At 74.7% G+C, this 12,016-nt stretch carries 14 protein-coding genes; 12 read left to right on the forward strand and 2 right to left on the reverse strand.

Going from position 1 to position 12,016, the window contains the following annotated elements; translation table 11 throughout:
• Positions 1-31 precede the first annotated feature (31 nt).
• From hisD to hisI, 9 genes are all read left to right on the forward strand, one after another.
• Positions 32-1,363: a histidinol dehydrogenase gene (gene hisD, locus ACQP04_RS13920; RefSeq protein WP_433507457.1), complete on the forward strand. Its 1,332-nt coding sequence runs from the start codon at positions 32-34 to the stop codon at positions 1,361-1,363.
• Positions 1,360-2,472, forward strand: a complete 1,113-nt coding sequence (locus ACQP04_RS13925; RefSeq protein WP_433507458.1) for a histidinol-phosphate transaminase — start codon at positions 1,360-1,362, stop codon at positions 2,470-2,472. Before hisD ends, ACQP04_RS13925 begins: the two co-directional genes overlap by 4 nt.
• Complete coding sequence (hisB, locus tag ACQP04_RS13930; protein ID WP_433507459.1) at positions 2,469-3,068, forward strand: imidazoleglycerol-phosphate dehydratase HisB; 600 nt, start codon at positions 2,469-2,471, stop codon at positions 3,066-3,068. The genes ACQP04_RS13925 and hisB overlap by 4 nt, the downstream gene beginning before the upstream one ends.
• 33 nt (positions 3,069-3,101) lie before the next feature.
• Complete coding sequence (locus ACQP04_RS13935; RefSeq protein WP_433507460.1) at positions 3,102-3,995, forward strand: LysR family transcriptional regulator; 894 nt, start codon at positions 3,102-3,104, stop codon at positions 3,993-3,995.
• Between the two features lie 41 nt (positions 3,996-4,036).
• Positions 4,037-4,672, forward strand: coding sequence for an imidazole glycerol phosphate synthase subunit HisH (gene hisH, locus ACQP04_RS13940; protein ID WP_433507461.1), 636 nt, complete (start codon positions 4,037-4,039; stop codon positions 4,670-4,672).
• A 5-nt stretch (positions 4,673-4,677) separates the two neighbouring features.
• Positions 4,678-5,022, forward strand: a complete 345-nt coding sequence (locus ACQP04_RS13945) for a hypothetical protein (protein ID WP_433507462.1) — start codon at positions 4,678-4,680, stop codon at positions 5,020-5,022.
• 75 nt (positions 5,023-5,097) lie between these two features.
• Positions 5,098-5,823 carry a bifunctional 1-(5-phosphoribosyl)-5-((5-phosphoribosylamino)methylideneamino)imidazole-4-carboxamide isomerase/phosphoribosylanthranilate isomerase PriA gene (priA, locus tag ACQP04_RS13950; protein ID WP_433507463.1) on the forward strand — a complete coding sequence of 242 codons (726 nt, stop codon included), beginning with the start codon at positions 5,098-5,100 and terminating at the stop codon, positions 5,821-5,823.
• Positions 5,823-6,593, forward strand: coding sequence for an imidazole glycerol phosphate synthase subunit HisF (hisF, locus tag ACQP04_RS13955; protein ID WP_037041373.1), 771 nt, complete (start codon positions 5,823-5,825; stop codon positions 6,591-6,593). The genes priA and hisF overlap by 1 nt, the downstream gene beginning before the upstream one ends.
• Positions 6,590-6,940, forward strand: a complete 351-nt coding sequence (hisI, locus tag ACQP04_RS13960) for a phosphoribosyl-AMP cyclohydrolase (protein ID WP_433507464.1) — start codon at positions 6,590-6,592, stop codon at positions 6,938-6,940. Before hisF ends, hisI begins: the two co-directional genes overlap by 4 nt.
• Before the next feature lie 68 nt (positions 6,941-7,008).
• Here the strand turns inward: hisI and ACQP04_RS13965 are convergent, their stop codons facing one another.
• On the reverse strand, positions 7,009-7,905 hold the full coding sequence (locus tag ACQP04_RS13965) for an oxygenase MpaB family protein (protein ID WP_433507465.1): 897 nt from the start codon (positions 7,903-7,905) through the stop codon (positions 7,009-7,011).
• 232 nt (positions 7,906-8,137) lie between these two features.
• On the reverse strand, positions 8,138-8,773 hold the full coding sequence (locus tag ACQP04_RS13970; protein WP_037041375.1) for a TetR family transcriptional regulator: 636 nt from the start codon (positions 8,771-8,773) through the stop codon (positions 8,138-8,140).
• A gap of 75 nt (positions 8,774-8,848) precedes the next feature.
• Here ACQP04_RS13970 and ACQP04_RS13975 point away from each other — a divergent pair, with 75 nt between their 5' ends.
• From ACQP04_RS13975 to trpC, 3 genes are all read left to right on the forward strand, one after another.
• Positions 8,849-10,435, forward strand: coding sequence for an anthranilate synthase component I (locus ACQP04_RS13975; protein WP_433507466.1), 1,587 nt, complete (start codon positions 8,849-8,851; stop codon positions 10,433-10,435).
• The gene (locus tag ACQP04_RS13980) at positions 10,428-11,105 is read left to right on the forward strand and encodes a Trp biosynthesis-associated membrane protein (RefSeq protein WP_433507467.1); all 678 of its coding nucleotides are present in this window, start codon (positions 10,428-10,430) and stop codon (positions 11,103-11,105) included. The genes ACQP04_RS13975 and ACQP04_RS13980 overlap by 8 nt, the downstream gene beginning before the upstream one ends.
• 67 nt (positions 11,106-11,172) lie before the next feature.
• A complete protein-coding gene (trpC, locus tag ACQP04_RS13985) occupies positions 11,173-12,000 on the forward strand; it encodes an indole-3-glycerol phosphate synthase TrpC (RefSeq protein ID WP_433508361.1) in 828 nt (275 codons plus the stop codon).
• Positions 12,001-12,016: the final 16 nt, after the last annotated feature.

Raw genomic sequence — 12,016 nt, forward strand, 5'->3', positions numbered from 1 at the left:
GGAGGAGGTAGGCGGGACGTACCCTGGACGCATGGTCCGCCCACTCCTGCGCCGCCTCGACCTGCGCCCCGAACCGCTGCCGCGACCTGCCGTGCTGCGCGGGATGCTGCCGCGCGCGGAGATCGACGTCGACGCGGCGCTCGAGGCGGTCCGGCCCATCGTCGAGTCGGTGCGCGAGCGGGGCGTCGAGGCCGTGCTGGAGGCCACCGAGCGGTTCGACAAGGTCCGCCCGGCCTCGGTCCGGGTTCCCGTCGCCGAGCTGGAGAAGGCCCTGGCGAACCTCGATCCCGCGGTGCGCGAGGCGCTGGAGACCTCGATCGAGCGCGCCCGGAAGGTCCACGAGGAGCAGCGCCGGTCCGACGTCGTCACCCGGGTCGTACCGGGCGGCACCGTCACCGAGCGGTTCGTCCCGGTCCGCCGGGTCGGGCTGTACGCGCCGGGCGGGCTCGCGGTCTACCCGTCGTCGGTGATCATGAACGTGATCCCGGCGCAGGCCGCGGGCGTGGAGTCGCTGGTGGTGGCCTCGCCGCCGCAGGCGGAGAACGGCGGCCTGCCGCACCCCACGATCCTGGCCGCGGCCGCGCTGTTGGGCGTTCACGAGGTGTGGGCGGTCGGCGGGGCGCAGTGCGTCGCGCTGCTGGCCTACGGCGGCACCGACACGGACGGCGCCGACCTCGAGCCGGTCGACATGGTCACCGGGCCCGGGAACGTCTACCTGACGGCGGCCAAGCGCATGCTGCGCGGCCTCGTGGGGATCGACGCCGAGGCGGGCACCACCGAGATCGCGATCCTGGCGGACGGCGGGGCGGACCCCGTGCACGTCGCCGCCGATCTCATCTCGCAGGCCGAGCACGACCCGAACGCGGCGTCGGTGCTGGTCACGGACTCGGACTCGCTCGCCGACGCGGTGGACGCCGAGCTGGAGCGCCAGGTCGCGGCCACCAAGCACACCGAGCGCATCCGCACGGCGCTCTCGGGCCCGCAGTCGGGCACGATCCTGGTGCGGGACGTCACCGACGGCATCGCGGTCGTCGACGCCTACGCCGCCGAGCACCTCGAGATCCAGACCGCCGACGCCCGCGAGGTGGGCGCACGGGTGCGCAACGCGGGCGCGATCTTCATCGGTCCCTACGCCCCGGTCTCGCTCGGCGACTACTGCGCCGGCTCGAACCACGTGCTGCCCACCGGCGGCTGCGCGCGGCACTCCGGCGGGCTCTCCACCGGCACGTTCCTGCGGGGCGTGCACGTGGTCGAGTACACCGAGGAGGCGCTGCACGAGGTGGCGGACCGGGTCGTCACGCTCGCCACCGCCGAGGACCTGCCCGCGCACGGCCAGGCCGTCACCGCGAGGTTCCCGCGGTGAGCACGCCCGGCGCCGGAGTCCGGCTGGAGGACCTTCCGCTGCGGGAGTCGTTGCGCGGCAGGTCGCCCTACGGCGCCCCGCAGCTCGATGTGGCCGTCCGGCTCAACACCAACGAGAACCCGTACCCGCCGCCGCCCGAGCTGGTCGCGGACGTCACGGCCGCCTGCGAGGAGGCCGCGCGGAACCTGCACCGCTACCCGGACCGGGACGCGGTCGCGCTGCGCGAGGACCTCGCGGCGTACCTGACCCGGCAGACCGGGGTGCGGCTCGGCGTCGCGAACCTCTGGGCCGCCAACGGCTCCAACGAGATCCTCCAGCAGGTGCTGCAGGCCTTCGGCGGGCCCGGCCGGACCGCGCTCGGGTTCGTGCCGAGCTACTCGATGCACCCGATCATCAGCTCGGGCACGCAGACCGAGTGGGTCGAGATCCCGCGGAGCGCGGACTTCTCGGTCGACGTCGACGCCGCGCAGCTCCTGCTCAAGGAGAAGGCGCCGGACGTCACGTTCCTGACCAGCCCGAACAACCCCACCGGCCAGTCGCTCGACCCCGCGGACCTCGCGCTGCTGATCGACGCCGCGCCGGGGATCGTCGTGGTCGACGAGGCGTACGCCGAGTTCTCCGCGCACCCCAGCGCGACCACCCTGCTGGCCACGCACGGGCACAAGCTGATCGTCTCGCGGACGATGAGCAAGGCCTTCGCGTTCGCCGGCGGCCGGCTGGGCTACCTGGCCGCCGTGCCCGCCGTCGTCGACGCGCTGCAGCTCGTCCGGCTGCCCTACCACCTGTCGGTGCTCACCCAGGCCGCCGCGCGGGCGGCGCTGCGGCACGCCGACGCCACGCTCGGCTCGGTCGCGCTGCTGGCCGCCGAGCGGGACCGGATCGTGCCGGAGCTGCAGGCCCTGGGCTACGACTGCGTCCCCAGCGACGCCAACTTCGTGCTGTTCGGCCGGTTCGCCGACGCCCCGCGGGCGTGGCGGGCGTTCCTCGACCGCGGCGTGCTGATCCGGGACGTCGGGATCCCGGAGCGGCTGCGGGTCACGATCGGCACCCCCGAGGAGAACGACGCGTTCCTGGCCGCGGCCGGGGACGTGGTGGAGGAGATCGCATGAGCCGGATCGGCCGCGTCGAGCGGGTCACCAAGGAGTCGAAGGTCCTGGTCGAGATCGACCTCGACGGCACCGGGCGGACGAACATCTCGACCGGTGTCCCGTTCTTCGACCACATGCTCGACGCGCTGGGCAAGCACGGCGCGTTCGACCTCACCGTGCAGGCCGAGGGCGACGTGCACCTCGACGCCCACCACACCGTCGAGGACACCGCGATCGTGCTCGGCCAGGCGCTGCGCCAGGCGCTGGGGGACAAGAAGGGCATCCGCCGCTTCGGCGACGCCTGGATCCCGATGGACGAGGCGCTCGCGCACGCCGTCGTCGACGTCTCCGGGCGGCCGTACACGGTGCACTCCGGCGAGCCCGAGGTCATGCAGGGCTTCGTGGTGGGCGGGCACTACCCGACGGTGCTGAACCGGCACGTGTTCGAGTCGCTGGCCTTCCACGGCCACCTCGCGCTGCACGTCCGGGTGCTCGACGGGCGGGACCCGCACCACATCACCGAGGCCGAGTTCAAGGCCGTCGCCCGCGCCCTGCGGGCCGCCACCGAACCCGACGAGCGGATCACCGGCATCGCCTCCACCAAGGGCACCCTCTAGGAACTCGGCCACCGAACGACCAGGATGGGGGCGATGGACGCCCGGCACCTCCGTTACTTCCTGGCCGTGGTCGACCACGGTGGGTTCCACCGCGCGGCCGAGGCGCTGTCCGTCGGGCAACCCACGCTGACCCAGGCGGTCGCGGCGCTCGAGCGCGAGCTGCACACCGCGCTCTTCCACCACGTCGGGGCGGACGTCGTGCTCACGGAGGCCGGCCGCGCGCTCGTCGGGCCGGCCCGGGAGGTCGGGCACGGGCTGGAGGTGGCCCGGGCGGCGGTCGAGGCGGTCGAGGGGCTGCGCGCGGGGCGGGTGGAGATCGTCGCGACGCCCTCGGAGGCGGTGTCGCCGCTCGCCGGGACCATCGCCCGGTTCTGCGCGGCCTACCCGCAGGTGCGGGTGGTGGTGCGGGCTGCGTTCACCGCCGACGAGGTGATCACCGCCGTCCGGTCGGGTGCCACCGAGCTCGGCCTGCTCGCCAGCGCGCGGCCCATCCACGCGACCGGGCTGGACCTGCATCCGGTCGCGCGCCAGCGGTTCGTCCTGGTCATGGCCCCGGAGTCGGGCCTCGCCGGGCCCGTGCGGCCCGACCAGCTCGAGGGCCGCCGGCTGATCGGCGGACCGCCCGCCACCACCATGCGGTCCGTGGTCGACGGCCTCGAGCGGCACGGGGCCGTGATCGCGGCGGAGTGCGAGCACCGGGAGGCGATCCTGCCGCTGGTGCTCGCCGGGGTCGGGATGGCCGTGCTTCCCGACTCCTGGCGTGAGCTCGCAGAGCGGGCCGGCGCCCGCGTCGTCGAGCTGGAGCCGCCCGCGCACCTGGACATCGCCTACGTCAGCCGCACCGGCGCCGTCACCGCGGCCGCCCGCACCTTCCTCGAACAGGCCACCCTGCGGACCCACCGGCCCGCGCCCGTCGACGCCTGCTGACCCGGCCGGGCGGCGCCACGGCGGTCCGTACACTTGGGGGCGTGTCGCGGATCGTCGTGCTGGACTACGGATCGGGGAACCTGCGATCGGCCGAGCGCGCGCTGCGGCGGGTGGGGGCGGACGTCACCGTCACCTCCGACTTCGACGCCGCCTGCGAGGCCGACGGGCTGGTCGTCCCCGGCGTCGGTGCCTTCGCGCACTGCATGGAGGGCCTCCACGCGGTGCGCGGCCCGCAGATCATCGGCCGCCGCCTGGCCGGCGGGCGCCCCGTGCTCGGGATCTGCGTCGGTATGCAGGTGATGTTCGACCGCGGCGTCGAGTTCGGCGTGGAGGCCGACGGGTGCGGGCAGTGGCCGGGCACGGTCGAGCGGCTGAAGGCGGACGTGCTTCCGCACATGGGCTGGAACACGGTGCGCGCCCCTGCGGGGTCCACCCTGTTCAACGGGCTCGACGCCGGCACCCGCTTCTACTTCGTGCACTCCTTCGCCGCCCGCCGCTGGGAGCTGGAGGAGTCGCACGCGATCCGGCCGCCGCTGGTCACCTGGGCCCACCACGGCGAGGACTTCGTCGCCGCCGTCGAGAACGGGCCGCTCGCCGCCACCCAGTTCCACCCGGAGAAGTCCGGCGACGCGGGCGCGCAGGTGCTCGCGAACTGGCTGCGCGACGTGGTCGGCTGAGTTCCGTGGCCACCCCGCGGCGGAGGACGACGAGCCGGAAGCGCACGTCCTCGCGGCGCACGACCACGGGGCGCACGGCCACGGGGCGCACGGGTCGGCGCTCCCGCCGCCGGACCACCACCCGCCGCCGCACGTCGACCGCGAGCTCGCTGGGCACGGTCGTCGGCGCCGCGCTGGCCGGCGTGATCGCGACCGCGCCGGGCGGGCTGGCGTGGTGGGGCTGGGTGCTGCTGATCGTCGTCGGGCTGCTGGTGGGGCTCGGGTACGCCGCGGTGCGCGGCCGCCGGTCTCTCGCCGCCGAGCAGGTCCCGGACGGGCCGGAGCCCTCGGGCGGCGCCGAGCCCGCCTGATCTGCCGCCGTCCCCGGGCGCACCTGGAGTCCGGGGGCGGACGGGCCGCCGAGCTGCGGTGGGTAGGCTCGTGCGGTGAGTTTCACGCTTCTTCCCGCTGTGGACGTCGCCGACGGGCAGGCCGTGCGCCTGGTCCAGGGCGAGGCCGGCACCGAGACCTCCTACGGCGCGCCGCGTGAGGCGGCGCTGAAGTGGCAGGAGGACGGCGCCGAGTGGATCCATCTCGTCGACCTCGACGCGGCCTTCGGCAAGGGCTCGAACGCGGAGCTGCTGGCCGCCGTCGTCGGTGAGCTGGACGTCAAGGTGGAGCTGTCCGGCGGGATCCGGGACGACGAGTCGCTGGCCCGCGCCCTGTCCACCGGCTGCGCCCGGGTCAACCTCGGCACCGCCGCGCTGGAGAACCCGGAGTGGTGCGCGAAGGTCTGCGCGGAGCACGGTGAGAAGATCGCCGTCGGGCTGGACGTGAAGATCTCCGACGGACAGCACCGGCTCGCCGCCCGCGGTTGGACGCAGGACGGCGGCGACCTCTGGGAGACCCTGGCCCGCATGGACCGCGACGGGGTGTCGCGGTACATCGTCACGGACGTCTCCAAGGACGGGACGCTGCAGGGGCCGAACATCGAGCTGCTCAGGCAGGTCGCGGCGAAGACCCCCGCGCCGGTGGTCGCGTCCGGCGGCATCTCGGAGATCAAGGACCTCGTCGCGCTGGCCGAGACCGGCGTGATCGAGGGTTCGATCGTGGGCAAGGCCCTGTACGCCGGGCGGTTCACGCTGCCCGAGGCCCTCGCCGCGGTCCGCTAGTGGGCGTCGCGGTCCGCGTCATCCCCTGCCTGGACGTCGACGCCGGGCGGGTGGTGAAGGGCGTCAACTTCAAGGAGCTGCGCGACGCCGGCGACCCGGTCGAGATGGCCGCGGTCTACGACGCCGAGGGCGCCGACGAGCTCACGTTCCTCGACGTCACGGCGTCGTCGGGGGAGCGGGCGACGATGGTCGACGTCGTCCGGCGCACCGCCGAGCAGGTCTTCATCCCGCTCACCGTCGGGGGCGGCATCCGCACGCCCGACGACGTCGACCGCATGCTCCGGGCCGGCGCGGACAAGGTGAGCGTGAACACCGCCGCGATCGCGCGGCCGGAGCTGCTGGGCGAGATGGCGCGCCGGTTCGGCTCGCAGTGCATCGTGCTGTCGGTCGACGCGCGGCGCGTGGTCGACGGCCCGCCCACGCCGTCGACCTTCGAGGTCACCACGCACGGCGGGCGCACGGGCACCGGGATCGACGCGGTCGAGTGGGCCGCGCGCGGCCAGGAGCTCGGCGTGGGCGAGATCCTGCTCAACTCGATGGACGCCGACGGCACCCGCGCGGGCTTCGACCTCGAGCTGATCGAGAAGGTCCGCCGGGTGGTCGACGTTCCGGTGATCGCGTCGGGCGGCGCGGGCGCGCTGGAGCACTTCCCGCCGGCGGTTCGCGCGGGCGCCGACGCGGTGCTCGCCGCGAGCGTGTTCCACTTCGGACAGCTGCGGATCGGCGAGGTCAAGGACGTGCTGCGCGCCGACCACGTGGAGATCCGATGAGGGTCGAGACCTCGGAGCTGGACCCCGCGATCGCGAAGCGGCTCAAGCGCGACGCGGACGGGCTGGTCTGCGCGGTCGTCCAGCAGCGCGGCACGAACGAGGTGCTGATGGTCGCGTGGATGGACGACGAGGCGCTGCACCGCACCCTCACCACCCGCCGCGGTACGTACTGGTCGCGCTCGCGGCAGGACTACTGGGTGAAGGGCGAGACCTCCGGGCACGTCCAGGAGGTCCACGAGGTCCGGCTGGACTGCGACGGCGACACCCTGCTCGTCGTGGTCGACCAGGAGGGCGCGGCCTGCCACACCGGCGACCACACCTGCTTCGACGCCGACCGCCTGCTCTGACCCGCCCCTCTTCGTGAACGAGCGGCGCTCTCGTTCATCGCTGGTGAGCGAGAGTGCCGTTCGCCAGGTCACGGGCCGGACATCACCCAGCGGATGCCCCGTGTGACGCCCTCGCCGGCCAGGCGGACGACCGTCGCCTCGGCGACGGGCAGGTAGGGCAGCCGCAGCGGGCCGCGCGCCCACCGGGGCAGCAACCCGACGGCCGCGGCCGCGAGCAGCGCGTACGGTGCCCGGGCGGGCAGCGCGAGCGGCGGGCTGAGCAGCAGGAACCGGGCCGTGGACCGCGCCTCGGGGGTACCGCGCAGCTCCGGGCGGAAGGTCCGGAGGCGCGCCGCGAGCTCCGCCTCGCTCTCCGGCGGGTCGACGACGCCGAGCTCCCGGGCGATGCGGGCGGTGTCGGCGACGTAGCCGTCCCGGCCCTCCCGGTCCAGCGGCCGCGACCCGTACCGCTGGTGGGCGCGCAGGAAGCTGTCGATCTCGGCGATGTGCACCCACTCCAGCAGGTGCGGGTCCCCGGCGGAGTAGGGCCGGCCGTCGGGCGCGACCCCGCGGACCCGGCCGTGCACGGCCTTGATCCGCTCGATCGTGGCGCGGGCCTCGTCGTCGGGCCCGAAGGTCGTGGCGGCGAGGAAGTAGCTGGTGCGGGCGAGGCGCGCCCACGGGTCGCCGCGGTAGCCCGAGTGCCCCGCGACCCCGGCCATCGCCAGCGGGTGCAGCGACTGCAGCAGCAGCGCCCGCAGCCCGCCGACGAACATCGACGCGTCCCCGTGCACCCGCCGGATCGGGCGGTCCTCGGCGAACCAGCGCGGACCGGGCGCCGAGTGGATCCGTGCGCGACGGTTCGGCCCCTCGTCGCCCGCGACCTTCTGGAAGACGTCCGCACCGAGCCGCGCCCGCAGGCCCGCGACCCGGTCCGCGAGGGCGGCGGACACGTCCCCCAGCCCGGGAACCTGCAGATCGACCACGAGATCCATCATGCGGCCCCGCCGCGGACCCGGCCACCCGATCGTGGCGTGCATGAGCCATCGGGCCGCTGGTTCGCGTCCCCGCGAGATCGAGCACCCCGCCCGAGCCGCGCCGCTCGCGGACCCGTGCCCAGGGGTATGGCCACCACGGCCTGGATCCGTGATCGTCATTTCTGGTTCTCGAAGGACGGAAGTCGACCTTTCCGCTCCACGCGCGACGATCATGGTCGGGCTACGACCGGCCCACCGACCCGTCCACCGCCGACCCGTCGGGCAGTGGCCCGGTGAGGTACCGCTGCACCGTGGGGCCGACCTGCGCGACCAGGGTCGCGTGCGAGGCGGAGGCCAGCGGCTCGAGCTGCACGACGTACCGGATCATCCCCAGCCCGATGACCTGCGAGGCGACCAGCGCCGCCCGCTCCTCGGCCCGGTCCGGCGCCACCCGCCCGACGAGCGGTCCGATGACCACCCGGACGATGAACTCGCGCATCATCCGCGCCGCCGCGGGATGCCCGGCCACGCTGCGGATCAGCGTGACGAGCGCGCCGCCCGACGCCTCGTCCCACACCCGCAGGAACATGGCGACGATCCGCTCGCCGAGCTGCTCGGGGTCGCCGGGCTCGACCGTCGCGACGATCGCGGACGGGTCGACCGGCACGTCGAGCGACGCCGTGAACAGCTGGGCCTTGCCCCCGAACCAGTGGTTGACCATGGCGGCGTCGACGCCGGCCCGCTCGGCGATCCGGCGGACGGTGGCGCCGTCGTAGCCCCGTTCGGCGAACTCGACACGCGCGGCCGTGAGCAGGGCGGCGCGCGTGTCCTCGCCTGAGGTGCGGCGGCCGCGGCGGCGCGGTTCGCGGGTGGTCACGGGGCCATCTTCACCCTCCCCGCCGTCACCCCACCCACCCGGCACCCCACCCACCCGGCACGGGAGAATGAGCCCGTGACCGCAGCCACCACGAGCCCCACCGCACCTCCCGCCGCGCTGGGAGCGGTCAGCCCCACCCGCGAGGAGTTCCGCGCGCTGGCCGAGAACCACCGGGTGATCCCGGTGACCCGCCGGCTGCTGGCGGACGACGAGTCACCGGTCGGCGTCTACCGCAAGCTCGCCGCCCCGGACGGCCGCGCCCGCCCCGGCACCTTCCTCTTCGAGTCGGCCGAGAACGGGCGCTCCTGGTCGCGCTGGTCGTTCGTCGGTGCGCGCTCCGCCGCCTCGCTGACCACGGTCGACGGGCGGATCCGCTGGACCGGCGAGGTCCCCGACCACCTGCCCACCCAGGGCGACGTGCTGGAGGCGGTCCGCGGCGTCGTCGAGGAGCTGCAGAGCGAGCCGCTGCCGGGCATGCCGCCGCTCACCGGCGGGCTCGTCGGGTACATGGGCTACGACATCGTCCGCCGGATCGAGCGGATCGGCAGCGAGGAGAACCCGCCGGTCGACGACCTGCGCATCCCCGAGCTGGTCCTGCTGCTGGCCACGGACCTCGCCGCCGTCGACCACCACGAGGGCACGATCACGCTGATCGCCAACGCGATCAACTGGGACGACTCGGACGAGCGCGTCGACGAGGCCTACGACGACGCCGTGGCCCGGCTGGACCGGATGACCGCCGAGCTCGCCGCGCCGGCCGCGTCGACGGTCGCGGTGTTCAGCGCGGTGTCCCCGGACTTCGAGCGCAAGCGCACCCAGGCGGAGCACTTCGCCGCCGTCGAGGTGGCGAAGGAGCAGATCCGCGCGGGGGAGTGCTTCCAGATCGTCGTCTCGCAGCGCTTCGAGACGGACTGCGGGGCCGACCCGCTCGACGTGTACCGGGTGCTGCGCACCACCAACCCCAGCCCCTACATGTACCTGCTGAACATCGAGGACGAGTCGGGCGGCAGCCCGTTCACGATCGTCGGGTCCAGCCCGGAGGCGCTCGTCACGGTGGCCGACCGGCAGGCCACCACGCACCCGATCGCCGGGACGCGCTGGCGCGGCGCCACCGACGAGGAGGACGAGCTGCTGGAGAAGGACCTCCGGCACGACGAGAAGGAGCGCTCCGAGCACGTCATGCTCGTCGACCTCGGGCGCAACGACCTGGGCCGGGTCTGCGAGCCGGGCACGGTGAAGGTGCGCAACTTCTTCTCCGTGGAGCGCTACAGCCACGTCATGCACCTGGTCTCCACGGTCACCGGGACCCTGCGGGAGGACAAGAACGCGGTCGACGCCGTGCTGTCCTGCTTCCCCGCGGGCACCCTGTCCGGTGCGCCGAAGGTCCGGGCCATGCAGGTGATCGACGAACTCGAGCCCACCCGCCGCGGCCTCTACGGCGGGATCGTCGGGTACCTCGACTTCGCCGGCAACGCCGACACCGCCATCGCCATCCGGACCGCGCTGATCCGGGACGGCCGGGCGTACGTGCAGGCGGGCGGCGGGATCGTCGCCGACTCGGACCCGCAGGCCGAGGACACCGAATGCCTCAACAAGGCCCGGGCGGTGCTGTCCGCGGTCGCGACCGCGGCCACCCTGGGCCGCCCGGGCGGGCATGCCTGACGCGCCCGCCCCCGCCCGCAGCGGCCGGCTGTTCCTCCTGACGGCCGCGCTGCTGCTCCTCGGTGCGCTCGGGCTGTGGGGGACGACCCGGCTGGACTGGGCGTCCACGCAGGTCGAGGTGGCCGGGCACGGGGCGACCGGGGCGGTGCCGGTCGCGGCCACCGGCGCGCAGCTCGCGCCGGCGCTGCTCGGGCTGGCCGCGCTCGCGGTCGCGGCGGTGGCCGCGGCGATCGCGGTGTCCGGCGTCGTGCGGCGGGTCCTCGGCGTGATCGTGGCGCTGGCCGGCGGGTACGGCGCCTACGCGGCGGTGGCGGGCTGGATGCGCCCGCCGACCGCCTCGGAGCTGCCCGCGCTGGTGGGCAGCGCGGCCGCGGGGGCGACCACGGCACCCGGTGCCACGGTGTCCACCACGGCCGCCCCGCTGCTCGGGGTGCTCGGCGGGCTGCTGGTCGTCGCCGGGGGTGTGCTGCTGGTGGTGGCCGACCGGCGGCTGCCGCGGATGGGTGCGCGGTACGACGCCCCGGGCGCGCCGCGCCGCCCGGCCGACCCCGAGCGGGCGGCCTGGGACGAGCTCGACTCCGGTGTCGACCCGACCACGGAGGGTGCGTTCGCGCGGGACCGTGGGCCGGACGGCGGCCCCCGGCCCGGCCGCCCGGACGGCACGGAATAGCATGGTCGTAACGCCTGGTAGGCCCGAACCCGGAAGGGGAGTGCGCCCCGTGGGCGAGCACGGTGAGGTGAGTGCGGGAGTCCGGCCCAGCGTCCTGGACTCCATCGTGGAGGGTGTCCGGGAGGACCTCGCGGCCCGGGAGGCCGCGGTGGACTTCGCGGAGATCAAACGGCGGGCCGCCGCGGCGGCGCCGCCGAGGGACGTCATGGCCGCGTTGAACGAGCCCGGTGTCGGGGTCATCGCCGAGGTCAAGCGGCGCAGCCCGTCGAAGGGCGCGCTCGCGACGATCCCGGACCCGGCCGTCCTGGCCCAGGCGTACGCCGAGAACGGCGCGCGGGTGATCAGCGTGCTCACCGAGCAGCGCCGGTTCGGCGGCAGCCTCGACGACCTGGCCGCGGTGCGCGCCGCCGTCGACGTCTGCGTGCTGCGCAAGGACTTCGTCGTCACGCCGTACCAGGTGCACGAGGCGCGGGCCTACGGCGCGGACCTGGTGCTGCTGATCGTGGCGGCGCTGGAGCAGCCGGTCCTGGAGTCGCTGCTGGACCGCGTGGAGTCCCTCGGGATGACCGCGCTGGTCGAGGTGCACACCGAGGAGGAGGCCGACCGGGCGCTCGAGGCCGGGGCGAAGGTCATCGGCGTCAACGCGCGGGACCTCAAGACCCTCGAGGTCGACCTGGGCATCTTCGGCCGGCTGGCCCCCGGGCTGCCCAACGACGTGCTGCGCGTGGCCGAGTCGGGCGTGCGTGGGCCGGGCGACCTGCTCACCTACGCGGGCTGGGGCGCCGACGCCGTGCTCGTCGGCGAGGGCCTCGTGACCAGCGGCGATCCGGGCGCGGCCGTCCGGGCGCTGGTGGCTGCGGGCTTCCACCCGTCGTGCTCCAGAATGGTGCGGTGAGTTCCTCCACGAGCGT

This window comes from Pseudonocardia halophobica (assembly GCF_050948485.1).
Lineage (GTDB): Bacteria > Actinomycetota > Actinomycetes > Mycobacteriales > Pseudonocardiaceae > Pseudonocardia > Pseudonocardia halophobica.